The organism is Pseudoalteromonas sp. A22 (assembly GCF_018141345.1).
GTDB classification, from domain to species: domain Bacteria; phylum Pseudomonadota; class Gammaproteobacteria; order Enterobacterales; family Alteromonadaceae; genus Pseudoalteromonas; species Pseudoalteromonas maricaloris.
This window is the reverse complement of sequence record NZ_CP047238.1, coordinates 3,236,654-3,262,383: the sequence shown is the minus strand read 5'-3', so window position 1 is coordinate 3,262,383 and position 25,730 is coordinate 3,236,654. Positions and strand designations below refer to the sequence as shown.

Sequence of the window (25,730 nt, the reverse complement as noted above, 5' to 3'; positions counted from 1 at the left end):
TATCTTATGCGCTTATCTCCCTTGGCATTAGGTCTCATTGCCACTTTGTCTTGGCATGCGAATGCTAATTTGAAACAACAAGTTGCAGAGTCTATGCCTGAACTTGAATCTTTGTACCTACATTTACATCAAAACCCTGAGCTCTCTTATAAAGAAGAAAAAACAGCCGGGCGTTTGGCGGATGAAATGCGCAGACTAGGTTATGACGTGACTGAAAATGTGGGTGGTTTTGGTGTTGTCGGCATGCTCAAAAACGGTGATGGTCCAACGGTGATGATCCGAGCCGATACCGATGGTTTGCCAATTATTGAAGAAACAGGAAAGTCGTACGCATCAAAAGTTAAAGTGAAAGATGATGCGGGGAATTTGGTTGGTGTGATGCACGGTTGTGGTCACGACATCCATATGACCAGTTTAATCGGCACGGCAAAACAGCTAATGGCTAACAAGGAAAAGTGGCAAGGTACATTGATGTTAGTTGCTCAACCCGCTGAAGAAGTGGGGGGCGGCGCAAAAGCCATGTTAAAGGAAGGGTTGTATACTCAGTTTGCTAAACCCGATCATGTGCTTGGTTTGCATGTAAGTGCTGCGGTTCCTGCCGGTAAAGTGGCGATCGCACCGGGTTATGCACTGGCTAATGTTGATTCAGTTGACATCATTGTCAAGGGTAAAGGGGGGCATGGAGCCTATCCACATACTACCATCGACCCTGTGGTACTGGCCTCGCGGATTGTGCTAGGACTACAGACCATTACGTCACGAGAGATCTCTCCGTTAGAGCCGTCGGTGATCACAGTAGGCTCTATTCACGGTGGCTCTAAGCACAACATTATTTCAAACGAAGTGAAACTACAATTGACGCTACGCTCTTATAATCCGGATGTACGTGAGCAACAAATTGCGGCGATCAAACGTCTGACTGCAGGCATTGCACACAGTGCAGGGTTGGAGGACAGTCTTGTGCCTGAGGTTATCGTTCATGAAAGCGAAAGCATTCCATCTACGTATAATAATCCGGAGTTGGCTGAGTTTGTAACTAGCGCTATTAAGCAGGAAATTGGTGCAGAAAATGTTGAACAATCTCAGCCTGTGATGGCTGGTGAAGACTTCGGCTTATATGGCCGTACTGATGACAATGTACCAATTACCATTTTTTGGCTAGGTGGTGTTAATCAAGCGGTATTCGATGCGGCACAAAAAAGCGGAGAGCCTTTACCTTCATTGCATTCTAGTAAATTTGCACCAGATTATCCTATTGCCATCGCAACCGGAGTAAGAGCGATGAGCAATAGTGCACTTGCTTTGTTTAATCAAAAATAAGCTTTATCTAGCATTTTTATCTAACATAGTAAAAAGGTAGCCTCGGCTACCTTTTTAGTTTTTAGTCTTTATTTGCTGCAGCAAGCATTAACTCTCTATTGCGCTCTAGTTTTACCAGCATCGCATCTGCAATGGGCTTGAACTTAGCGAGCTCAGACTGAGGTAATGGCTCAGACTTCGGCAGTTTTACCGTTTTAGGATTTCGGTGTACGCCGTTCACCAAAAACTCGTAATGAAGGTGAGGACCTGTCACGCGGCCAGTTGAGCCGACAGTACCAATTTTCTGTCCTTGCTTCACTTTTTGACCTGTCTTCACTGCACGTTTATTCAAGTGTAAGTACTTAGTCACATACTTGCTACCGTGCTGAATAAACACATAGTTACCATTGAGTTTATTGTAACCTGACTTGAGTACTTTACCGTTACCAGAGGAAACCACCGGTGTGCCTACGCGTGCTGCATAGTCTATACCATTGTGAGAAGATACTCGGCCAGTCACAGGGTGAAGGCGACGCGGATTGAAGCTGGAGCTGATATATTTGAAGTTAACCGGTGCTCTTAAGAAGGCTTTTTTCATGCTACGGCCTTCAGGGGTATAGAACTCGTCATCAGTATGACGAACCGCGCTGTAACGCTCGCCTTGATTGATAAATTCTGCGGCAATAATTTTACCATTACCGATTTCTTCACCGTCTACATAGTGCTTTTCAAACACTAATGCGAAAGAGTCGCCCTTACGAATATCGTTTGCAAAGTCGACATCCCAACCAAAAATATCGGCGAAGTTCATTATTTGACGTTCGCTAAGACCCGCTGAAATACCGGCGCTCCAGAAACTGGAACTGATCTCGCCACCTGCTGATTTTTCGCGACTTTCGATTTCTTTGCTTTCGATTTTGGTTTCGTAACTACCCTCGTCATTTAGGGTGACCAATAAGGTATCCGTTTTTGACAAGATGTATTTTAATTGAGCTAATTCACCACCATCATTGCTAGCAAAGCTAAGCACTTCTCCCGGGTGGATTTTAGTCAGCTTACGGGTTTCTGCGTTGGTATTGACCAGATTGTGTAACGTTTTGGCAGAATAACCTGCGCGTTTAAAAATCACGGCTAGGCTGTCGCCAGACTTAACTTCGTGGTCTTTAAATTCAAATACAGGTTGCTTAGGGGCAGACTCAGGCGTGATGACTGGCGCTGCATCTAATTCAGTAAGTTGCTCTGTTTTTTCTGATATTTTTACTGGCAACTCGTAACGTTTCCCAACTTCTAAAGCTTTTCCGTCATTATCTTTTGAAGCCGTTGCTTTTTCAGAGGGGATCAGGGCAATTCCGACCATCGCAGATAGGAAGCCGATGATGAGCACTTTGTGCTTTTTGGGGAGCTTATGAACCACATGAACCATAATGCGCCTTTTCTGCTGTCAAGAATTATTGTAGATAATATTGCAGGATATACGTAATAAACCCGTAATACCAGCGTTTTGTGCATTTAAACTCGGATAAATATAGGCTAGAATCGAGCGATTACAAGTTATAGCTGTTGGAGTGAGAATAGTGGATTTAGAAACTGCATTTGCAGAGATTAGCCGTGGTGCAGAAGAAATTCTGTTGCAAGATGAATTAAAAGAAAAGCTGAAGTCAGGTAAAAAACTACGTATTAAAGCGGGTTTCGATCCAACAGCACCTGATCTGCATTTAGGACACACAGTGCTAATCAATAAAATGAAAACCTTTCAAGACTTAGGCCATGAGGTGATTTTCTTGATTGGTGATTTCACCGGTATGATTGGCGACCCAACGGGCAAAAATGTAACTCGTAAGCCACTCACTCGTGAAGATGTACTGGCAAATGCAGAAACATACAAAGAACAGGTTTTCAAAATCCTTGATCCTGCCAAAACCACCGTTGCATTCAACTCAGAATGGATGGAAAAATTAGGCACGGCCGGTATGATCAAGCTTGCTGCACGTCAAACTGTGGCGCGTATGCTTGAGCGCGACGACTTTAAAAAGCGTTATGCAAATGGCCAAGCAATCGCAATCCACGAATTCTTATATCCACTGGTTCAAGGTTGGGACTCGGTTGCATTAGAGGCGGATGTTGAGCTCGGTGGTACCGATCAGCGCTTCAACCTATTAATGGGTCGTGAGCTACAAAAAGACGAAGGGCAAAAGCCGCAAACTGTACTGATGATGCCGCTACTTGAAGGCACCGACGGCGTACAGAAAATGTCTAAGTCGTTAGGTAATTACATCGGTATTACTGACGCGCCAAACGACATGTTCGGTAAAGTGATGTCAATTTCTGATGATTTAATGTGGCGTTACTACGAATTACTAAGCGCGAAAACACTGGATGATATCGCTGCACTTAAAGAAGAAGTTGCGGGCGGCCGTAACCCTCGTGACATTAAGATTGAATTTGCAAAAGAAATGATTGCTCGATTCCACAGTGAAGCTGACGCTGAAGCGGCACATCAAGATTTTATCAAGCGTTTCCAAAAAAATGCCTTACCTGATGAGATCCCTGAAGTCACCGTAACTATTGAGGGTGAAAGCACGTTTATCACTAACTTGCTAAAAGAAGCGGGTTTAGTGGCAAGTACTTCAGAGGCGATGCGCATGATCAAGCAAGGCGCAGTAAAACTTAACGGCGAAGACAAAGTAACAGATACTAAATTAGAAGTTACTAAAGGTTCTTGCGAAATCTACCAAGTAGGTAAGCGTAAGTTTGCGAAAGTAACGGTAAACTAAATTAGTTTCCTACACTTCATCTTAAAAAGGCTAGGCTAGCGAGTGACTAGCCTTTTTAATTTGAGAAAAAAAAGAGTGGTTATCGCTCTTTTTCAAGACAAGTCAATTCCCGCTTCAATTTCGCTTATTCCCACGCAAACTTTATTCTTAATTAAGCTGCAAAAATCGCCTTCAAATGTTGATTGATTTTGATCATAAACGCTATTTGATTGTTGTTGAATGCAAGCAAGCTTATCAGAATTACACCTTGGCAGAGTTTACCCTAGCCAGTATGCTTAGGTTAGGGTTAATGGTGTAGCGCATACATGGAACAAATTGAGATATTCGAGATCCCAAGTCCGTGTAAGGGGATCTGTCAGGTAAATAATCGCGGTTATTGTAAAGGTTGCTATCGCAGTCGCGAGGAGCGCTTTGAGTGGAATAATTTGAATAACGAGCAAAAGCGTAAAGTTATCTCGTTGTGTCAACAACGTTATAAAAGGTACCTGCAACGAAAGTCAAAATCAGAGCATATGGACGATCAAAAAGGGGAAAACTTCAAATTTGATATTTAGCTTTGAGCATTTTTATTATTCCTTGTCGCTCAAATTCCTCTAACTTTGCTTTGATAAGTGGAACTAGTTGTTCGTTACGCTTATGTACAAAGTGGAAACTTTCAACGACGGCTAAATTTTTTATCTGCAATGTTTCTTCATTTATGTTCTTTAGATGTGGCTTTAAGTGAAAGTCGAGTATCAATGCGCCCTCAACCTGTTTCTGCATGACTAAGTTAAGCTGTGCCACCGCGCTTTTAACGCCAATAATATAGGCTGTGGTATGGTGTTCAGCCAAATAAGTCGTTGCGACGGGATAGCCGCTGCGGACCGTTAATGATTTGATTTCGTTAAGCTCGCAGTGAGCACATAGGGTGAATAACTGTAAATTAAACTGAAATAAGGGATAGTCAATGCGGCGCAGGTTTGGATACTCATTCTCCACACTGGCAACTCGAGCTAGCTGTCCGTCTAAGTTTCCTGCGTTGGCTGCAATTAAAGAGCCTTTATGATTAAACTCCTCAAGGCGTAACTCTATTCCGAGAGATTGATAAACCATTTCCATCAGCTCTATCACATAGAGCGCTTGTGGAGTTTGCGGTGGTTTATTGAAGCGCATAACTTTTGGCAGTTCATTCGCGGCGTGTGCAACAGTTGAAATAATCATTAGTAAACACAGTAATACGGTTTTCAATCCAACTCCTTCGGTGGGTCACTCAGCGATTTTTATGCATTTAAGTATACATAATTTTTACAATAAAGGGCACGCTATCGCGCTTTAATCAAAACTAGATTTTGCTGCAATAGACAGACAGCCTTGTGATACACTTGAGCTTTCTTTTGCTTAAAATTGAATGATGCGTAATGAGCTATAACCTGTGTTTACTACCTAGACAAGAAAAATACCAAATTCAACTTGAGTATGAGGCGTCGTTTTGGGCCTACCAAATAAAACGGGGCAAAAAAAGTAGAGAAGCGATTTATGACACCATCAATCAAAGGCCGTTGTCTGAACAGGACACGCTAAAGCAAAAGTTTGAGTATTACCTGAGTCTAATGCTTGCTTGATGCTAACAATTGAATTGCTCCCAGCCGTAATGACGCCGCTTGTTAATAAGTTTTATGCAGCAAACAAAGCACGGGGGCGAGCAGCAAAACACGACAAAGTGTGGGTTGCAAAAAATAGCAATGAAATTATCGCGGCTTGTCGTTTGCAACCGGTAGGCGGATATTGGTTGCTGGTGGGCGTTTATGTTGCATCACAACATAGAAAACAAGGCATTGCGAAGAAACTAATTGAAACTGTGATTGCACAGTTTCGTAGTCAGCAGCCACAGCAGATAATTTATACTTTTGCTTACTGTCATCTTCATGACTTTTATAGTGCACTTGGGTTTCAAAGCAATTCACGAGATCTACCACCTGAACTTGCTTCTCGCTTATCTAGTTATCTTGGACAAAATCGTCAACTCGTGGCAATGTATTACGTCTAGTTAACAACCTCGGCTTTTTATGTTTCGCCTGTGTTTTATATTTTGCATTTGCCTATTTACTGCATTGGTAAATGCTGCACAAATTTCTCGACTTTCACCCGCTGAAGGATTGTCACAAAGTTACGTAAATACGTTGCTCATAGATGAGCAGGGCTATTTGTGGCTTTCTACCGAAGGAGGACTTAACCGTTACGACGGTTATCAAGTGCTGGACGTGAATGGACCAGATGGTGTGCTTGATAAAGTGCAAGTGAATTATATTTATCAGGACAACCTTGGTGGCATTTGGATCACCACGGGGATCGCGGGATTATTGCGATACGACCCCATGAAAGACGAGTATAGAAAGTACATAGAGCCCCCCTCCACAGAGGACGAGTTTTATTCCAATTTGGTCAATATCGTTTTGACCAAAGATGATGACCATATGTGGGTTGTGCGCACCAATGATGTCGCTATCCTCAATATCCATACAGGCAAACTTGAGAGTGAAGTGACTTTACCGCTAGATGAAGAAAGCGGTTTTATACGCGCCGTTTATCAACATCAAGACATCTTGTTTATCGCCACTTCAGAACGCTTGTTTGCATATCATTTAACAACGAAAAAACTAAGACCCCTTGACCACCTTGCTCCCATTGATCATCCCTACCAAACAAATACTAAATCACTATTTATTTTAGACCAAGATACCTTGCTCGTGGGAGCGGTTCAGGGGATGTACGAGCTAGATATTTCTCAATTCCTAAAAGATTTTGACGCAGAGGTACCGTTTAAAACGCTGCTTCCTGAGCTAAACATATGGAAAATGCTCAGACATGATGAACACACCTTGCTACTTGGTACCGACAAAGGTCTTGTTTATTACACGATTGAAGATGGTAATGCGGTTCGTGATAAACGCTTGTCTACAAGCGTATTTTTACCATCAAATACCAGCGTTATCGATATTGTCAAAGACAACTATGGCGGGCTTTGGGTTGCGACCAAAGAAGATGGCGCATTTTACTTACCAGACAGCACGCTGGCGTTTGATAACGTTAGCGATCTTACCGTTGAAGGTGAAGGTTTTTCTCACAGTAATGTCTGGGCAATGCATGAATCTAATCAGTTCTTGTGGCTAGCAACGAATGATGGCCTAACACGATATAATCCAAAAACCAGAGAGACCAAACAGTTTCTAAAGGGTTACTTGGGTGACGAAATTCTCTCAGAGTTTATTATCTGGAAGATTGCGGAGTATAACAATAAGCTTTGGCTAACAACGGTGAAAGGATTGTTTGTCTTTGACCCTATTACTCATGAAGTGACAAGACCCAAGGCTAATAACCCAGAAGATAAAGAGATACTGACATCTTTTGTGAAAGGAGGGGAGTTGTTAGCTGACGGTAAGTTTTATTTCGTCAATAGTGACGTGGGGATGTTCGTTTATGATATTAATACAGCAGAGCTGACACACCTGACGAAGTCATTTGAAAATGTCGATCCGTTTCTTACTTATGGCTTCTACCCACCACTTCCAAACGAACCGCTTAAACCCCTTTACTACTATGCTGGCGTATTGCTGCAATATGATCCGCAGTTGGAAACGCTAACTGAGATCTATAAAGCGCCAAAGGCAAATAAGCATTTAGCGGTTGATATCACCACCTATACCATAGATAAAAATAATATCTTGTGGTTGTCGTTATCATCATTTGGTTTGATTGGTCTGACGCTAGACGGTTATGAGCCGATTTATAACATCGATTTAAAAGCCCATAAAATAGATACTTTGATGTATGAAATGCGCCAAGACAAAGAAGGAATGATTTGGATGTCATCTCACAAGGGAATTTGGCGTCTAGATCCGGATAATTTGCACTTACAACAATTCACCACCGAGGATGGCATACTTTCTAATGAATTTAACGGTGGCGCGTCCGTGATGTTGGAAGACGGTCGCATTGCGTATGGTATGTTAAAAGGGTTTGTGGTGTTTTCTCCTGATGACAATCGGCCTAAAAAGCCTTTACTTGATCATGTAAATATCACCAGCGTGGATTTAATTTCTCGCCCAAATCAAAAAGCCGGATTAAAGCAATTTGATCACATTGAACTTGAACATGACGATATTGGACTCGAAGTGTCATTCTCTGCGATGGCATTTAGTTATCAGGATCGGATCATTTATGAGTATCAAATATCCGGTGGTCAGAAGATCTTGAGCCGCAATCAAAATCGTGTGGTATTTCCTAAACTTAATCCCGGTGAATATGCATTAAAAGTGTGGGCCAAAGACCCATTAACGGGAGATTATACACCGCCTGCAAAATTAACCATTAATGTGAACTATCCCGCGTGGCGTTCACCCGTTGCGATTGCTGGATATGTGTTTCTCACGCTCTTACTACTGTCTCTTTGGAGCTATCGAAAGTATCGTGTTGAGCAACTTATTCTTGCCGCTCATAAGGAAACACAAGACCGCGAAGCTAGGTTGAAAATGGCGCTAGAGGGAAGTAACTCCGGTGTATGGGAGTGGCATGCGGGTAGTACCTTAATCTATCAGCCTCGATTAGTTACTGAACTCGACTACGAACTTGAGAGTGTCGGCTTGGACGATTACCTGCAAAAGATACATCCCTCGGATAGAGCCATGTTCCGCTTACAGTGGCTTGAGTTCGTCACAACGAACAAAGGGTTTATCGACTGTACTTATCGATTAAGAGACAGCAAAGGCCAGTGGCGTTGGTATAAGGATTTTGGCAAGGTACTTGAGTGGGATGAAGGTAATCCAACTCAGGTGGCAGGCACCTATACCAATTTAACGCGTGAACGTTTATTTGAAGAGCGTGCCGCATTATTTGGGGCTGCGTTTGAGCAGACCCGTGATTGGGTTATGATCTTAGACAAAAGACTGCGTATTCAGGCTTGTAATCGGGCGATGCAAAATGCCTTTAACCTTGACTCTATCCCATCATCAAGCACTGCGGTGAAGCTTGGGATGTCGAGACAAAAACGTATGATGTATCTACGCCAAACGTTGGCGTTGGCAGTACATCAACATTTGAGTTCAGAGGAAGTCGTTAGTCTGCCTAATGGTGATGAAAGAGACGTATTGATTAAGATTAGTGCCGTAGCAAATGGTGATGGCGAACTATACAGTTATGTTGTGGTGCTAACCGATATTAGCCAACAAAAGCGTACTGAAAAAGAGCTATATCAGCTCGCTAACTACGATTTACAGACGAAGTTGCCAAATAAAGCGCTATTGATGGATAGAGTGCAGCATGCAATCAAGCAGTCGCAGGCTCACGAGACACATTTTGCGTTGTTGGTAATCAAATTCAATCGCTTACAGAATCTATACGATATTTATGGTGCAGACTTTGTGGCCGAGCTGCTTCCACTGCTTGCAACGAAGCTACGCTGTTGCTTCCGAGAATTAGACAGTTTAGCAACGGGGCATGATAAGTCGTTTTATGTGTTGATGGAGCATCTCGATAACCCCGAAAAGGTGCATCAATATGTAGAGTGTTTAGTTCACTCATTTAGCACACCTTTGGAGGCTGCTGGACATACTGTGCAGATGCAACCTACGATAGGAATTGCAATGTACCCGGATGATGCGTCCGACGCTTTTGAGCTCAATCAAGCGGCTAAGGCGGCCCTTGAGCATGTCAATGTACAACAAGTTTCTAGTTATCAGTTTTTCCGCGAAGAGATGAATGGCAAGGTTAGGCGTTCTCGTGAAGTCGAACAAGCGCTTATGCGAGCACTCAAAAATGGTGAATTTAGTAATCATTATCAGCCAATTGTCGATGTACAAAGCGATACCTTACTTGGCTTTGAAGCGCTATTACGTTGGCCTGAAAATAGTGAGTTTTGCGCTCAAGAGTATGCGCTCGCAGCTGAACATGCTGGCGTAGTTACCGAGCTTACCCTGCAAACGTTATCTCGGGCATTGGTTGAATTGAGACACTGGCAAACCATTGAGCGCGATTTGTATATATCAATTAATCTATCTGCCATTGATTTTGAATCCTCGAGCTTAGTCGATAATATTCAACAAGCTCTAAGTCGCAGTAAAGTGTCTGGTCACTCAGTGGCTTTTGAGATAACGGAAACAGCTTTGCTTTCTAACGTTGATAGCGCCGTGAAAGTGATGAAAGAAATTAAAGCACTGGGCTGTCGTATCTATATGGATGACTTTGGGACGGGGTACGCCTCTTTGACCTATCTGCAACAATTGCCTATTGATGTCATCAAGATAGATAAAAGCTTTGTACAACAAATTGCTGAGGATCCTGAAAGCTATTTGATCATTCGCTCATGTGTAAATTTAGCGCATGGACTGGGATTAAAATGTGTCGCAGAAGGGGTGGAAAACGACCTACAGTATCAGCGAATTAAAGCTGAGCAAGTTGATTATTATCAAGGCTATCGCTTCAGCTTGGCGATTAGTGGTGAGCAGGTAGCGCAATTACTCTCTGAAACATCGCTGTAGCCTCTTTGGCTACAGCTTTTTACCGCAGTGGCGACAGTACATATGATGGACGCGTTGACTACTCATTAGTTTAATCGCTTGGTTTGCTTCTAATTGACTTAAGCCAAGTTCAATACGAAGGGCTTCTAAATGGGCCCTTTCACTTTTGTCGACATCGCCATCGACTAATGCATGCAGCACAGCCTCATTGAACGCATCTCGACGTTTGCGCATTTGGTCCGCAAAGCTTGAAGCTAAGAGACCGGTAGGGATCGCGACCATGCCCATACTGAGTAAAGTGATAAGACCCCCAAAAAATTGCCCGAGCGGGGTGATAGGCACTACATCGCCGTAACCCACGGTGGTTAGAGTAGCCATCGCCCACCACATGGCTTTAGGAATGGAGCCAAACTTATCCGGTTGCACATCGTGCTCAATCAGATAAATCCCGCAAGATGCCATGATAAGCACCACACTCATAATAAAAAAGGCAGCAAGTAATGAGCTCGACTCTTCTTTAAATGCTGCGAGTAGCAACTGCATAGCCCGAGAGTAGCGCGTCAGCTTAAAGATCCTGAGTAATCGAATAACACGTAAAAAGCGCAGATCAAAGGTGATAAAGGCCATTAATATGGTTGGTAAAATAGCGATGAGATCAATCACCGCCAGCGGTGAGATCAGATACTTTAGGCGCTTTTTCCAATTAGGTATATCCAAATGGCGGTAATCAAGTTTATCGACACAGCACCAAAATCTCAGTAAGTATTCGATGGCGAAGATGGTCACACTGACTAACTCTAGGGTTAGAAAGTAGTGATGGTACACACTTGCTAAGTCGCGCTCAGATTCCAACACGATAGCAACGACATTGGTTAAAATCAGGGTGATGAGGAAGATATCAACTGCGCGCCCGAGTCGGCGATATTGACCTGTAGCCTCGAGCACCGCGGCCGTTTTTTCTCTGATGTGAAGTTGCATCAAGTTGCCAGCATCCCTTATCTTTTTTGTGTTTAGTTTAAGTGTAACACCATCTGAATAGTGCCTTCCTCAAAATCTCGAGATACGGTAAATCCAAGCTTTTTGGCAAGGCCTATCATACCGCTGTTTTCTGGCAGGGTGATCCCTTCAATGCTTTGTACGCCCTGTTTACGACAGTGTTTTATAGCAGCTTCCATGAGTATGCGTCCAAGCCCAAGTCCTTGGCAATCTGAGCGTACCACTACGGCAAATTCAGCCACTTGGTTATCAGGGTCCATCAGCACGCGTGATACTCCAAGCGTTTGGTAGCTAGATTTATTAGGCACAGTGACGATAAACGCCATTTCTCGGTCGTAGTCAATTTGCGTCATTTTGGCGAGCTGTTCATGATTAAATTGCGGCAGTTCACCAAAGAAGCGGCGGTATCTATCTTCTTTACTTAAAGACTGATCAAATTCTTGGTGCGCTCTTTCATCCTCAGGACGAATAGGTCTCAAGGTTGCAGGGCGGCCATCTTTTAACGTCACGGTTTTTACCAGTTCTCGAGGGTAAGGTCGGATGGCCAAGCGTTTACGGCCAGATATCGGTTCGTATCGTCTGAGCGTAATACTGGCGTCGAGCACTTGGAACTGACCCGAGCAGGCCAAAATAGGATTGAGCTCCATATCAATGATATCGGGTTGGTCGACTACCATTTGAGACACTCGAGTGAGTAGGGCACACAGACGGTATTTATCGACCTTTTCAGGTAGTGCTCGCTCTTTGATAAAGCCTTTATCATGGGCGGCTGCAATCAGGTACTTTGCAAGGTTCATATTCAGTGGTGGTAATGCCACCGCAGCTTGCGAAAAATTAAGCCCGGTGCCTGCTTCACCCAGCAAAATAACAGGGCCAACACCGGGTTCGGTTTTTACCGCTATCCGTAACTCTTGTCCACCAGCGCGTTTTGCCATGCGTTGCAAAGAGAAGCCTTCTATTTCAGCTTCGGGGGCAGCCTCACGGATCCGTAGTAACATCGAAAATGCGGTTTGTTCTATTTCTTCGGCATCGTTGAGGTTGAGTACAACCCCACCCACTTCAGATTTAGAGGGAATATCATGGCTTATCAGTTTAAGTGCAACGGGGAAACCAAGCTGCTGAGCTTGCTCTTTTGCTTCTGAGGGGGTGAGTGCGATTTGCGTCTCTATACATTCTATATCGTAATTAGCCAGCACTTGAGAAGCCAAATGGGTCGCGAGTTTATTGGCGCCCGAGTTTAAAAAGTCATTAATTAAACGTTTACTTTGCAGGTGTTGCAGCTGGCCTTCATCACTGTAGGATTCTGGTGTTTGCGTGAGGTGTTTTTGGTTTCGACGGTAGCTCACCAAGTGCATAAAGGCGCCAACGGCACCTTCTGGGGTGCGATAAGTTGGGATCTTAGCGTTTGCACATACAAGCCTTGCAGCGTAGGCCGCTTCTTCACCCATAAAGTTTGTCATCACATAAGGGCGTGCCATTTTTGGAATTTTGGCTAGGGTCTGTGCAATGATCTCGGCATAAGCGGTACTTGGCGCAAGCGCTGAAGGAGTATGAATTATCAATAAGTTTTTGACTTCGTCAGCCTTTAATAAAATCTCTAGTGCTTGTTGGTAACGTTTTGGCGAGGAATCACCAAAAATATCTATTGGGTTACAAGCATGATCTGTTTGTGGGATCAGGGCGCTGAGCGCTTGCTTGGTCTGCTCGCTTAGCACCGCCAGTTTGCCTGAGTTCTGCAGTAAGGTATCGACCGCCATAATGCCAGGGCCGCCGCCATTGGTTAAAATGGTCAGCTGTTCTACTTGCAGCAATTTGGGGTGTAAAGCAAGCGTTTGAGTGGCAGCAAATAGCTCCCTAAGATCGTTTACCCTCAGCATACCTGCACGTTGGAACATGGCATCATAAACCGCGTCATCGGAGGTATTGCCACCGGTGTGATTCAGCGCAGCGATTGCGCCTGCCTTGGTTTTTCCGGTTTTTATGGCGATGACGGGCTTACTAAATGCAGCGGCTCGAGCTGCGGAAATAAAGCGTCTAACATCGTCGATATTATCGATGTAAAGCAAAATAGCTTGGGTTTTTGGATCCCGTCCAAGGAAATCAAGTAGTTCGTCGAAATCGATATCAAGACAATCCCCAACGGAAACAAAGTAAGAAAAGCCGATTTTTTTATGTTGTGCCCAGTCTAGTATGGTTGAACATACCGCCGCCGATTGTGAAATAAAAGCAAGCTTACCGGGTGCTGCAACGGTATGAGAAAAACTGGCGTTAATACCCAAGTGAGGAATGAGTAAACCGAGACAATTAGGACCAAGTAAAGTGACCTTCGCTATTTTGGCAGCTTCTTTTAATAGTTGTTTGTGCTGATTATCAAGACCCGCTGCAATGATGATTGCATGTTGACAGCCAATATCACCAAGCTCATTGATGATTTGCACTAGGGTTTGTTTGTTAGTACAAATAACAGCGAGATCAGGGACTTTGGGGAGCTGTTTGATGGCGCTGTAGGCGAGCACTCCATGCACTGCGGTATGCTTTGGGCTGACGGGCATAATGGGCCCTTTAAAGCCGCCTTGCAGCAAGTTACGCATTACAATAAAGCCGGCGCGATCAGGATTGTTAGAAGCGCCAATCACCGCGATGGATTGGGGGTTAAAAAATTGGCTAATACGCTTTACGCTCATACTGTTTCCTAGTTCAGCCGCAGCTCATAAGCACCACTCTACCATTTTGCTCGCGGTTTTCGAGTGCAATTAAGGTAGACTTTGATCTATCTCCATAATAATTGTTTGAAAACCATGACTGAGGCGTAACGTTGAGGACAGAGATATGTCTACTATGAGTAAATATTTGGCTCCTGCAGCTTTGCTATCACTAGCGGTGGTAGTGAGCGGTTGGATGGTAAAATCGACCATTCTAGAAGTGAAAGGAATGGAGCGAACGGTAAGTGTAAAAGGCTTATCGGAAAAGGAAGTAACGGCAGACACGGTGATTTGGCCCGTATTTTATCGTGATGCAGATAACGATCTGGAAGCCTTGGTGGAGCGCACGGAAAAGAAAAATGCGGCGATCCGCGCGTTCTTAACCTTGCATGGCTTTGATGCTTCAGAGCTTTCGATATCAGCGCCTTCCATTACGGATAAATACGCCCAAGAGTACGGTCAAAACAATCAAGGATTCCGCTATGTGGCAAAAGCCGGTGTGACTGTGTACTCCAATAATCCAGATAAAGTCTCGCAAGCACTAGGGCAGTTAAGTGAGCTGGCCAAGCAAGGTATTGCTATCACTAAAGACGACTATCAAAATCGGGTTGAATATTTGTTTACTGGTCTTAATGATATTAAGCCTGAAATGGTGCAAGAAGCCACACAAAAGGCACGAGAAGTGGCGGTCAAATTTGCTAAAGATTCCGACTCTGTGCTTGGCAAAATAAAATCGGCAAGGCAAGGACAATTTAGTATTCGCGACAGAGACAGTAATACGCCACAGATAAAAATCGTGCGTGTTGTGACGAGCGTGGAATATTACTTATCGGATTAAAACACGTATATTATGCGACCAAGCAATCGAAAGTGACGAATTCGTCAAAAAGCAAAGCCGTTTTTATCAAGGTGCTTTGCTTTTTTTATTTCTTGCCAATCAACAATTCGTTTTCGATTGGTATAAACTCACTGGCTGCACGGATCAGTGAAGCGGCGGTAAGCTGCGGCACGCCGTAAACTTCGACTCGGGTATGGTATTTATCTCTGAGCTTATTCGCGAGTAAATCAAAATCACCATCGCCAGTAACTAGAATTATCACATCGGATCCTGACGCGCATTCCATGGCATCAATGGTAATGCCAACATCCCAATCACATTTCGCGGAGCCATCGGCACGTTGAATATAAGGCTTTAGCTTCACTTCAAAGCCAATCGCTCGCAAGATATTTTGGAACTGTCTTTGTTTGTCGTCACCCCGTTCGCTGGAATAGGCAATAGCTTGATATATCTCGCGATTAGCCGTTGCTTTGCGCCAAAACGCATTATAGTCAAAGCCTGTTTGGTAGGCTTGCTTGGTAGTGTAATAAACATTTTGGGCGTCAACTAAAATGGTGACTTTTTCCATAATGGACTCTTCGCAATAGATTTGCTTTATGATAGCAAGATTAGCGTTTGTTTAGCCATTTACTCATCGCGGCATCATAGGCTTTTTTGATGGCACCGCCATCGCAAGGGCGAGGCGCAGTACGCCAATTCTTATTTAATCCTTCCGGTGTAGGAATACTCGGATCGGGCCTAACTTCAGCGTAACACAGGCCATTTTCACGGTAGACTGTGTATTGGGGCGTAGACTCGAGTTGCTCTCTTGGCTTGCTCGCAGCACTGGTTTGATGCGTTTTAGGTACGGTGAGCCGCTGTGGCTTTTCTTGGCTTTGGCTGAGTACAGCGTCACTCGGAGCGCGCTCTAAAAGTTGCTGACGAAATTGAGAGATTGCTTTGCGATGGTCTAATTTTTTAGGTTGCGTGACGACCACTGCTTTGGTTATGTGCTGGGTTGTACTTTCAACCGTAGGCTTTTTTGGTTCTGCTTGCGCAGTTTTTGGTACTTCAACTGTAGTGTCCGGCAGCGTCGGCTTTAACTCCTCTACTGGCTTATCTTCAGTTATCGTCGGTGTCTCAATACGCTCCATCTTGGGCTTGGCAGGCTCAATAACCAAATAGGTTTTCATTGCCTTAATTTCTACAGGCTTTGAGGGGATATAAATACTTTGCTGCAGATACCAGCCGAGCAGTAGATGCAGCACAATAGAGGCGATAATGGTGAAACTAATCAGGTTGTGTTGGAGCAGCCGCATTATTCTTATTAAATCCTTGAGTCATGCGGAGTTAGAGCTTAATAAAGACTTAATTGTTCCCTCAATAGGCAAATTAATCTGTGACTAATTGCGCGGAAATGTGTTTTAGCAAAGTGAGTTCACGTAAAACGGACATCCCTTTGTTATTCGCATCATTGAGTTTTGCTTCGTTATGCGCGATGGCTTGGTTTATGTTGATCCACACCGGCTTCATACCATTGGCGTGTTCATAATCCTCCATAGCTGGCGCATTAAATTCGCCACAGATCTCACAAACGTAGCAATAAGAAATAATATGCACATTGTCATGATCGGGTTTATACCAAGGGCGGTACTCTTCATAGCGGCCAAACGGCGTCAACCCTGTGATGGATACTGCACCCGTTTCTTCTTTTAGCTCGCGTTCCAATGCTGCTTCTAAGCTTTCACCCTCGTCGACGCCGCCACCTGGCAAGGTGTAATCGTCATAACGTTTGGTGTAAAGCATAAGGATGTCGTTGCCTCTAAGGACAATGGCGCGAGTGGTCTTTCTGGTAAAGCAGCTGCCTTGAAGCGGAATGACTGGGGTGTTGTTTAAGCTTTGCATGGGGTTCTAACTTCAATCTAGGTAACAAAGATGGGTTTACAAGGTGATACGCCAGCATAAAAGCGGCGTATCACGAATGAAGACATTAAAACGGAGCTGGGTACGCTTTAAATACCGTATCAATCTCGGCTAAAGATTCTGCACATAGCGGCTGTTCAAACGCTTGAATATTTTCTTTAAGCTGTGCCATGGTTGTCGCGCCGATGATGGTTGAAGTCACGCCATCGACTTGATTGCACCAAGCTAGCGCCAGTTGTGCTGCAGTCATATTAAATTCTTTGGCGATTTCTAGATACTTTGCAACGGCTTCTTGCGCTAGTTGCGTGTCTCTAAATAGCCCTTGTCTTTGCACTAAGGTAAAGCGGCTGCCTTCAGGTCTTGCGCCCCCTAAATATTTACCGCTCAGCATCCCACCAGCCAGTGGCGACCAAGGTAAATAGGCAATATCTTCGTTTACGCAGCTCTCAATTAAGTAAGGCCAATCTTTGGCATGTAGCAAGCTAAACTCATTTTGAATTGAAACCGGCTTCGGTAGGTTGTGCTGCATCGCCAAATTAAGGTAAGTGTGAATGCCCCAAGGCGTATCGTCAGAAAGACCCCAATGGCGAATTTTACCTGCTTGAATACAGCTCGCTAAGCCTTCTAAAATATCTAGCATGCCAGCGCGTTCTTCGTCGCGGTCAAGCGCGCTCAAAGGCACCATGCCTGGCCATTGTTTACCAAAGTGCGGTGAAGTACGGTTTGGCCAATGTAGTTGGTAGAGGTCGATATAGTCGGTATTCAGGCGCGCTAAAGAATCATCCACTGCTTGGATCACTGATTGTCCCGTAATAGGGCCGCCTTCACGGATCCAAGGCAAACCGCTTCCCGCAATCTTGGTTGCAAGCACGAGCTTTTCGCGCTTTTCTTGGTGGCGCTTTAGCCAATTGCCAATGATGGCTTCGGTTTTACCATAGGTTTCAGGTGAGGGAGGGACCGCGTACATTTCAGCGGTATCAATGAAGTTAATACCACGGCTTAGTGCATAATTGATTTGCTCGTCGGCATCATGCTGGTTGTTTTGTACGCCCCAAGTCATGCTTCCTAAACAAATGCGCGAAACTTCTAATGGGCTACTACCAAGTCGTGAGTACTTCATGCAGGCTCCTGATTGATTGCTGAATGATTAAATATAGCCAAAGTGACGGATTTAGTACTTTGAACTGTATTGATATTGTTAGCATTATCTCTGTTTTGCAGTGCAACTTGCAACAGACATCCACACAAGTATAGCCCAGAACACTAACGCCTATGTTCAAGATTGCAACAGCTGGAAAATTAGCACATAATAAACACTGTTTATTTAGACAGTGTTTTAACGTGCGTAAATTTATTCATATTGATATGGACGCGTTCTATGCATCAGTAGAAATGCGCGATAACCCCGAGCTTGCAAAGGTGCCTATGGCGATTGGTGGTCGTAGCCATCGCGGGGTACTATCCACGGCTAACTATATTGCTCGGCAATATGGCGTGCGCTCGGCCATGTCGAATTATCAAGCGAAAAAACTCTGCCCTCAGCTGGTGATTGTACCTGGGAGAATGGAGGTCTATAAGGCAATATCGCAACAAATTCGCGCTATTTTTGCCCGCTATACTGAGCTAATTGAGCCACTGTCCTTGGATGAAGCTTATCTAGATGTCACAGAGTGCCAGCAATGTAATGGCAGTGCAACGCTTATCGCCGAGCAGATCCGAGCGGATATATTTGCAGAAACGGGCCTTACGGCTTCGGCGGGAATTGCGCCAATCAAGTTTTTAGCCAAAATTGCCAGTGATGAAAACAAGCCCAATGGTCAGTGTGTGATCCCGCCTCACCAAGTGAGCGCTTTTATTGATGCGTTACCCCTTAAAAAAATTCCGGGCGTAGGTAAAGTGACTCAACAACGTTTGCTAGCCATGGGACTTGAGTATGGCCGAGATATTAAGGGACTGTCTGAAACTCAGTTACGCCAGTCATTTGGCAAGTTTGGCGCTGTATTATGGCGGCGTTGTCAAGGTATTGATGAGCGCCGAGTTGAGACCGATAGAGTGCGCAAATCGATAGGCGTTGAAACCACATTTGCAGAAGACACGCTTGACCTTGATACTTTAAAACAAGTCATAAAAGAAAAGTTGTTACCTGAACTGACTCGCCGAGCACAGCCTTATTTACAGCGCGGCTTTAATAAGCTTGGCGTTAAAGTGAAGTTTTACGATTTCACCCAAACCACCAAAGAATGCCAATACCAGCATATTGATTTGCCCGTTTTCGAGGAGCTATTGATTGAAGCAATGTCACGACAAAAGTTTAAACCCGTGCGCCTCGTGGGCTTGCACTTGGGGCTAAATGAAAATTCTAACACACAAGCTCAACTAGGGCTTTTTGATGGCTAATTCTGACCTACCTAGACTAAAAGATAACTGCAATTAGTTTAATTTGTGCTAGCTTCGAAGTTGTCGTGCAACAAACTAATCACGCCAACTGCGTGTAATTAAAACAACAACAAGAGGTAAGCATTATGCAATCCATAATGATCGTACTCTTCGGCATCATAGGGATGTTATTTGGATGGTTTGTCTATTCCAAATTTATTGCTGAAAAAATATTTAAAATGGATGACAATTTTGTCACGCCGGCTCATGAGCTTGAGGATGGCGTGGACTATGTTCCCACTAACAAAGTGGTATTGTGGGGACATCACTTTACTTCAGTCGCAGGCGCAGCGCCAATCGTAGGTCCAGCTATCGCTGTTTATTGGGGTTGGGTGCCAGCAGTGCTTTGGGTTGTATTCGGTACCATATTCTTTGCGGGTGTCCATGATATGGGCGCGCTGTGGGCAAGTGCTCGCCATAAAGGCAAGTCGATGGGCGCGTTGTCTGAAAGCGTGATTGGCAAGCGCACGCGTTCATTGTTTATGATTGTGGTCTTCCTTGTACTGCTCATGGTAAATGCCGTGTTTGGCGTGGTGATCGCAAACTCCTTCGTGGGTAACCCAAATGCGGTATTCCCCGCTTGGTCTGCTATCGTCGTGGCGCTTATCATCGGCCAATTGCTGAAACGAAAAGTGCCGCTAGTACCACTCTGTATTATCGGGGTTATTGTGCTCTACGCGACCATTTATATGGGCAGTAGTATGCCGATTACCTTACCAACCGAAATGTTTGGTCTAAGCGACAAAGCCAATTGGATCATCATTTTGTTTATCTATGCCGCCGTAGCGTCATTGTTACCGGTTTGGATGCTATTACAACCTCGTGACTTTATTAATGGCATGCAGCTGTTAGTGGGATTGATCCTGCTTTATGGTGCAGTATTTGTGGTGATGCCAGATATCACCGCGCCTGCGTTTAACACCCAAACGGTAGAAAATACCCCAAGTATCATACCCCTGCTATTCGTGACTATCGCTTGTGGTGCGGTATCTGGTTTCCACGGTATTGTTTCGTCGGGAACGAGTTCAAAACAACTAGACAAAGAAAAAGACGGCCGTTTTGTCGGCTACTTAGGTGCTGTTGGTGAAGGTTCACTTGCACTTATCACTTTGGTCGCCGTGAGTGGCGTGATGCTTGCTGTATCACCTGAAGAGTGGCACGAAATTTATAGTCATCTTGGTGCAGGCAGTGTATCAGCCTTTATTAACGGTGGCTCAAATCTTATCAGTACAGGTTGGGGACTACCAGTCGAAATCGCATCAACCCTACTTGCTGTTATGGTTGTACTTTTTGCAGGCACCACTATGGATTCTGGCGTTAGACTTCAGCGTTATATTATTCAAGAGTGGGGCGAGATCTATAACATCAAGTTCCTGAACAACGGTATCATCGCGACTTTGTTGGCCGTTGCATGCTGTTTGCTACTCGCCTTTGGCGCTGGTGGCGCATCGGGTAGTGGTGGTATGGTGATTTGGCCGCTGTTTGGTTCAACCAACCAAATCTTGGCAAGCTTAACCTTGTTGGTTATCTCAGTATATCTTATCAAACTAGGGCGTCCCGCTAAGTACACCCTGATCCCTATGGTATTTGTGCTGGTGATGGCGTTTTTTGCCGGAGTGATCAAGCTAGGTGAATACTATCAAAAAGGCAATTGGCTGTTGGTTGTGCTTGACGTTATCGTGCTGGTGGTCAGTATTTTGGTGATGTTAGAAGCTTGGTCTGTGATCAGCAAAACCAAAGCGAAACCAGATGAAGCCCGTGATATATCGTAGTTCCCTTGGAACTTGACCACAAATCACCTATAGTCGGCCCTAATTCTAATATAGAAAAGGGCCGTTTTTATGTCTTTTCCAATCGCATTACCTTGTAACACCCTATTTGAAAGCGATGCAGATGCTATCGTTGTTGTTACTCATGATATTCAAAACCTTGGCAGTGCAGAGCTTGACGAAGTTGCTGCACCATTTTTAGCTGTGGATGCGCGCATTGCGCAAAAGGCGAGCCTGCTTGTTTCAGACAAAGTACCTGGCAAGCGTTTGGTGATTGCGCCAACCGGACCACTCGACAGAGATTACGATGACGTTCGCCGTTACTTTGAAGCGGCAAAAGCTGGTATTTTAGAAGCGAAAGCGGCTGGTGCGGTAAAACCTGTGCTTGCTGTTATAAATGTGCCTGCCGATGCTCGTTACGAAAATGCGCGTGCAGTCAGCTTTTTAGGTGCTTGCCAAGGCTTATGGCAGCCATTAGAAGCACGTGAGTACCGTGGCGAAGCGATTGAACCAATCGAAGCGATTTATGTTTTTGAAGCGTCAGCACAATGCTGCGATCAACTGAGTGCAATCGCTGCAGGCCAATATGCTGCTCGCGATCTGTGTGGTACAGAACCTGAGCGCATGGCACCCCCTCGTTTTGCTGACTACTGTGTCGAGCTATTTCAAGGTTCAGCGGTAAACGTTGAAGTTATCGCTGATCGTAAAATTATGGATGAGCAATATCCACTTCTAAGCACGGTAGCGCGTGCCTCTTACGCCGTTGAGCGCCACCATCCTCGTGTTGTAAAAATGGCATACGAGCCAGAAGGTGACGTCGAACGTACTCTTATCTTTGTTGGCAAAGGTCTTGTGTACGATACTGGCGGTGCAGACTTGAAAGTGGGCGGTTTTATGGCGGGCATGAGCCGTGATAAAGGCGGTGCGGCGTCAGTGGTTGGTTTTATGGAAGCGGTTGCTAAGTACCAACCAAAAGGTATTAAGGTAATTGCTTACCTTGCCGTGGTTCGTAACTCGATTGGTTCTGACTGTTTCGTGCCGGATGAAATCATTGAGAGCAGAGAAGGCGTTCGCGTTCGTATTGGTAACACCGATGCGGAAGGTCGCTTGGCGATGGGGGATTTACTCAGTGAAGCGAAAGACTTAGCACTGGGTGAGAAAAACCCTGAGATCTTTACGGTTGCAACACTGACAGGTCATGCGGCGCGCGCCATGGGTCCTTACAGTGCCTATGTTGAGAATGGTCCTGCACGAGCAGCACAAGTATCTCGCAAGATTGCAGATATGGGCGACCTATGGGCTGATTGCGCAGAAGTATCGCGTAGCCGACGCGAAGACTATGACTTTATAAAACCACGCACCCTTGCGGATGATGTGCTATCGAGCAACAACGCTCCATCGGCGGTTACCGCTCGTGGTCACCAATTCCCAATGGCATTTTTGGCAATTGTTGGTGGCTTAGACAAACATGGTTGTAATGCAGAATTGCCAATTCCGTATGTACATATGGATATTGCAGGTAGCGGCGTTGAAGGTGGCGACTGGCAGCATGGCAAACCAACCGCTGCAACCGTTGCAAGCTTGTTTGCTAGGTATTGCATCTAAGAGATAATCGTTTAAAAGGGAAGCAAATTTGCTTCCTTTTTTATGTCAATAACCTAGCTCACATATCGTTATTGCTTTTCTTGACGTTGTCTTGTCGTTAAATTATCAGCCACAAATGCGCCTCGTTGTCCTCTCACTTTCTCAGGACCTACGGTACTATCTTTTAACGTTTGTAGTTCAGTACTGGCATTTAGTGCGGCACCAAAAATAATGATGTATGCGCTTAAGTATAACCACATCATCATAATGACAACGCCACCTAATGAGCCATAAGTTTCATTGTAAGAAGCGAACTGCGTGACATAATATGAAAATCCCAATGACGCCAAGATCCATAAACCGGTTGCGGTAAACGAGCCGAGTGTTATCCAGCGCCATTTTGCGGCTCTGCGATGAGGTGCATAACGATAAACAAACGCCAAAGAAAAGTGAAATAGCGCTGCTAAAATAGACCAAGTGATTAGTTGGATAATCGAATCGAGTGCTGTGGTAAATCCTACGAGGTTAAGCACAATCGGTAAAATTCCGATAATAGACAGTGCCACAATCGCGACGAAAATCGCCCCCACAGAAAACAAAAAGCGCACCACTAGCGCTTGCAAAAACTGCCTTTTATTGTGCTCATGATACGTAATGTTGCAGGCTGTAATCAACGCTTGGCAGCCTTTACTGCTACTCCAGATTGTTAAAAAGAGGGTAAAAATAGCACCTAGACTTAGGCTCGCCTGCGATTTTTGAGTGAGCGCCTTGAGTTGCTGCAACATAATTTCTTGGCTGGATGGTGGTAAGAGCTCAATTAGCGGCAGTAGCTGATCAACCATTTCAGTAGGAGAAGAAAAATAGGCGTAGATAGAAACGACGGCTGCTAATGCGGGAAATATTGCTAGCAGAGCATAAAATGCCACTCCAGCGGCAACCAGGGATAAATTATCTTGGGATAAGCTGTGATATAGCCGTTTACTAACATCCCACCAACCGAGTGCTGGAATATCACTTGGCCTGTCAGCATTAAAGCCATGTTTATGAGCTGCCATTGGTCTTTCCTAAATCAATTCTGGGCCTGTGGTTCTAAAGTGATATACAGCAAAAGGTCTGCCAATCTCGTTTGGCGTTATATTTGCTACTAGTTAACTCGTGAACTTGTCAATAAAAACCCAAAGAGTGCAATATGGAAATCAATAATCTTATTAAAAATCAAATTATTAATATGATTCAGACAGCAGCTTCTCGCGAAGCGACTGAAGCCGTGAGCACATCAGATACGCTAAGTTTAAGCACACAAGTTGTGCACTTTTTACAAACCGCATGGCAATTATTACCTGCTCTGGCGCTGGGAGTTGTGGTTATTGTGCTTTGTTATTATTTAGCACGGCCAATCTCTTATCTTTTGATTAAACCCATAGGTTATGTCAGTAAAAGTCGATTATTGCATCTCGTCACTCGCCGTTTTATCAGCGTGTTAGTCATATTTTTTGGCATTTATATCTTTTTGCGCTTGGCTGGGTTAAGTGAGTTTGCCGTCGCAGTAATGAGTGGCACTGGGCTTGTCGGTCTTATTCTTGGGTTTGCGTTTCGTGATATCGCCGAGAACTTTATTTCGAGTATGTTACTTAGTGTCCAACGCCCGTTTAGAATTGATGACGTTATTGAAGTGGATAACCGTTTGGGGATCGTTAAAAAGGTCACCGCCCGCGCAACAACCTTAGTTGATTATGATGGCAATCACATTCAAATACCCAATGCTACCGTCTACAAGAATGTAATTAAAAACTTTACTGCCAATCCCAAAACGCGTGGACACTTTAAGATTGGTATTGGTTATGACAACGATATTCGCCTGACGCAGCAAATTGCAATTGACTTACTTAAAGAACAAAGCGCGGTTTTAAACGACCCGCCACCTCAGGTTCTACTTGAAGCCTTAGGCTCTGCGACTATCAATCTTACCATTTATTTTTGGGTTAATAGCGAACAACATAGCCCGATAAAAGTGGCGTCTCAACTCATGCGAGAAACCGTTAATTGCTTTACAGAACACGGCATAAGTATGCCTGACGATGCCAGAGAGCGGATAATCATAGCTGCAAATAGTGAAACGCAAGGAGCAACTAAAGAAGCGACTAGTAATTCGAGTAGCAGTAGTGGAGCGCCTGTGAAACAAAAGAATAAAACGACTACAAGTGCAGTAGATGCGGATATTGACGATGTGAGTAGCGATGTGGATGAGATCAGAGAACAAGCCGAACGTGCTCGAAGCCCAGAAGAAGGGGACAATATTATTTAGCGGTAAATTAGGGCCTGTTGAGCTTTAGTTTATTTTGGACAATCGATTCACTTACCCTAATCTAAACGCTATCGAGCCTTACGTACTCGATAGCAAAATACTGGTTTCACTATTTAAAATGCCATCAATCTCTCGAACTTGTCTCAGTACACCATCGAATTCACTGAGGTTAGCGGCTTGTATTTCAGCGATTAAATCCCATGCCCCGTTCGTGGTATGAATTTTACTTAATTCGGGGATCCCTCGCAGTGCATTAATCACTTGCGTGGTGGATTTACCAATCACTTCTATCATCATGATAGCGCGCACAAGCTCGGACTCGATATGTTCATGAACCCGTACAGTAAAGCCTTGAATTGCACCACTGGAAATGAGTCTATCTAAACGGTTTTGTACGGTGCCACGAGACACATCGAGCGTCGTGGCTAAGGTTGAAATGGCTGCTCGGCCATCTTTGCGCAATTCAGCAATCAAGGCTTTATCAAGCGCATCATATAGATAAGGAGTCATAGTACAGCTTTGTGGTTTTTTTGTTGTATTAGTCTATTTGTATAATTTAACTTAGCAAAGTGATAGAAAATTGCACGAATTGTATAAGATTTTGGCATTTAAATTGTCTTATGGTGTGGTTACA

21 protein-coding genes are annotated in these 25,730 nt (G+C 44.5%); 11 read left to right on the top strand and 10 right to left on the bottom strand.

Annotation, left to right across the window (positions count from 1 at the left end; translation table 11 throughout):
* Positions 1-6: 6 nt before the first annotated feature.
* The gene (locus tag GSF04_RS19535; protein WP_039493939.1) at positions 7-1,320 is read left to right on the top strand and encodes an amidohydrolase; all 1,314 of its coding nucleotides are present in this window, start codon (positions 7-9) and stop codon (positions 1,318-1,320) included.
* 61 nt (positions 1,321-1,381) lie between these two features.
* Here GSF04_RS19535 and GSF04_RS19530 read toward each other — a convergent pair whose 3' ends face one another.
* Positions 1,382-2,722 carry a peptidoglycan DD-metalloendopeptidase family protein gene (locus GSF04_RS19530; protein WP_010374659.1) on the bottom strand — a complete coding sequence of 447 codons (1,341 nt, stop codon included), beginning with the start codon at positions 2,720-2,722 and terminating at the stop codon, positions 1,382-1,384.
* A 151-nt stretch (positions 2,723-2,873) separates the two neighbouring features.
* Here GSF04_RS19530 and tyrS point away from each other — a divergent pair, with 151 nt between their 5' ends.
* Together tyrS and GSF04_RS19520 are read left to right on the top strand one after the other, a co-directional pair.
* On the top strand, positions 2,874-4,073 hold the full coding sequence (tyrS, locus tag GSF04_RS19525) for a tyrosine--tRNA ligase (protein WP_017216498.1): 1,200 nt from the start codon (positions 2,874-2,876) through the stop codon (positions 4,071-4,073).
* Positions 4,074-4,378: 305 nt separating this feature from the next.
* On the top strand, positions 4,379-4,627 hold the full coding sequence (locus GSF04_RS19520) for a DUF1289 domain-containing protein (protein ID WP_099030485.1): 249 nt from the start codon (positions 4,379-4,381) through the stop codon (positions 4,625-4,627).
* Here GSF04_RS19520 and GSF04_RS19515 read toward each other — a convergent pair.
* Positions 4,611-5,300, bottom strand: coding sequence for a hypothetical protein (locus GSF04_RS19515; protein WP_245008187.1), 690 nt, complete (start codon positions 5,298-5,300; stop codon positions 4,611-4,613). The two genes, GSF04_RS19520 and GSF04_RS19515, sit on opposite strands and share 17 nt — an antisense overlap.
* A gap of 170 nt (positions 5,301-5,470) precedes the next feature.
* Here GSF04_RS19515 and GSF04_RS19510 point away from each other — a divergent pair, with 170 nt between their 5' ends.
* From GSF04_RS19510 to GSF04_RS19500, 3 genes are all read left to right on the top strand, one after another.
* Positions 5,471-5,674: a DUF3283 family protein gene (locus tag GSF04_RS19510; RefSeq protein ID WP_010374667.1), complete on the top strand. Its 204-nt coding sequence runs from the start codon at positions 5,471-5,473 to the stop codon at positions 5,672-5,674.
* The gene (locus GSF04_RS19505) at positions 5,674-6,099 is read left to right on the top strand and encodes a GNAT family N-acetyltransferase (RefSeq protein WP_211858495.1); all 426 of its coding nucleotides are present in this window, start codon (positions 5,674-5,676) and stop codon (positions 6,097-6,099) included. Before GSF04_RS19510 ends, GSF04_RS19505 begins: the two co-directional genes overlap by 1 nt.
* A gap of 109 nt (positions 6,100-6,208) precedes the next feature.
* The gene (locus tag GSF04_RS19500) at positions 6,209-10,585 is read left to right on the top strand and encodes an EAL domain-containing protein (RefSeq protein WP_249122419.1); all 4,377 of its coding nucleotides are present in this window, start codon (positions 6,209-6,211) and stop codon (positions 10,583-10,585) included.
* Between the two features lie 9 nt (positions 10,586-10,594).
* Here GSF04_RS19500 and GSF04_RS19495 read toward each other — a convergent pair whose 3' ends face one another.
* Positions 10,595-11,542, bottom strand: coding sequence for an ion transporter (locus GSF04_RS19495; protein ID WP_039493932.1), 948 nt, complete (start codon positions 11,540-11,542; stop codon positions 10,595-10,597).
* A gap of 32 nt (positions 11,543-11,574) precedes the next feature.
* Positions 11,575-14,244 carry a bifunctional acetate--CoA ligase family protein/GNAT family N-acetyltransferase gene (locus tag GSF04_RS19490; protein ID WP_211858494.1) on the bottom strand — a complete coding sequence of 890 codons (2,670 nt, stop codon included), beginning with the start codon at positions 14,242-14,244 and terminating at the stop codon, positions 11,575-11,577.
* 145 nt (positions 14,245-14,389) lie between these two features.
* Here GSF04_RS19490 and GSF04_RS19485 point away from each other — a divergent pair, with 145 nt between their 5' ends.
* Positions 14,390-15,100, top strand: coding sequence for an SIMPL domain-containing protein (locus GSF04_RS19485; RefSeq protein WP_010374677.1), 711 nt, complete (start codon positions 14,390-14,392; stop codon positions 15,098-15,100).
* An 85-nt stretch (positions 15,101-15,185) separates the two neighbouring features.
* Here GSF04_RS19485 and GSF04_RS19480 read toward each other — a convergent pair whose 3' ends face one another.
* The 4 genes from GSF04_RS19480 to GSF04_RS19465 all read right to left on the bottom strand — a co-directional run bounded on the left by GSF04_RS19480 (position 15,186) and on the right by GSF04_RS19465 (position 18,122).
* Positions 15,186-15,668 (bottom strand): NYN domain-containing protein, encoded by a 483-nt coding sequence (locus tag GSF04_RS19480; protein WP_211858493.1) that lies wholly within the window; start codon positions 15,666-15,668, stop codon positions 15,186-15,188.
* Between the two features lie 40 nt (positions 15,669-15,708).
* A complete protein-coding gene (locus GSF04_RS19475; protein WP_211858492.1) occupies positions 15,709-16,398 on the bottom strand; it encodes a hypothetical protein in 690 nt (229 codons plus the stop codon).
* A gap of 73 nt (positions 16,399-16,471) precedes the next feature.
* Positions 16,472-16,984, bottom strand: coding sequence for an NUDIX domain-containing protein (locus tag GSF04_RS19470; RefSeq protein WP_211858491.1), 513 nt, complete (start codon positions 16,982-16,984; stop codon positions 16,472-16,474).
* An 85-nt stretch (positions 16,985-17,069) separates the two neighbouring features.
* Positions 17,070-18,122, bottom strand: coding sequence for an aldo/keto reductase (locus GSF04_RS19465; RefSeq protein WP_211858489.1), 1,053 nt, complete (start codon positions 18,120-18,122; stop codon positions 17,070-17,072).
* Between the two features lie 152 nt (positions 18,123-18,274).
* Here GSF04_RS19465 and dinB point away from each other — a divergent pair, with 152 nt between their 5' ends.
* From dinB to GSF04_RS19450, 3 genes are all read left to right on the top strand, one after another.
* Positions 18,275-19,399 (top strand): DNA polymerase IV, encoded by a 1,125-nt coding sequence (dinB, locus tag GSF04_RS19460; RefSeq protein WP_211858487.1) that lies wholly within the window; start codon positions 18,275-18,277, stop codon positions 19,397-19,399.
* Positions 19,400-19,524: 125 nt separating this feature from the next.
* On the top strand, positions 19,525-21,210 hold the full coding sequence (locus tag GSF04_RS19455; RefSeq protein WP_211858484.1) for a carbon starvation protein A: 1,686 nt from the start codon (positions 19,525-19,527) through the stop codon (positions 21,208-21,210).
* Between the two features lie 69 nt (positions 21,211-21,279).
* Positions 21,280-22,812, top strand: a complete 1,533-nt coding sequence (locus GSF04_RS19450; protein ID WP_211858479.1) for a leucyl aminopeptidase family protein — start codon at positions 21,280-21,282, stop codon at positions 22,810-22,812.
* Between the two features lie 68 nt (positions 22,813-22,880).
* On the opposite strand, the gene GSF04_RS19445 is transcribed toward GSF04_RS19450, so the two are convergent.
* A complete protein-coding gene (locus tag GSF04_RS19445) occupies positions 22,881-23,846 on the bottom strand; it encodes a YihY/virulence factor BrkB family protein (RefSeq protein WP_211858477.1) in 966 nt (321 codons plus the stop codon).
* Positions 23,847-23,980: 134 nt separating this feature from the next.
* Here GSF04_RS19445 and GSF04_RS19440 point away from each other — a divergent pair, with 134 nt between their 5' ends.
* Entirely contained in the window at positions 23,981-25,096 is a 1,116-nt protein-coding gene (locus GSF04_RS19440) for a mechanosensitive ion channel family protein (protein ID WP_211858475.1), read from the top strand.
* Between the two features lie 78 nt (positions 25,097-25,174).
* On the opposite strand, the gene GSF04_RS19435 is transcribed toward GSF04_RS19440, so the two are convergent.
* A complete protein-coding gene (locus GSF04_RS19435) occupies positions 25,175-25,606 on the bottom strand; it encodes an Lrp/AsnC family transcriptional regulator (RefSeq protein ID WP_211858473.1) in 432 nt (143 codons plus the stop codon).
* Positions 25,607-25,730 lie beyond the last annotated feature (124 nt).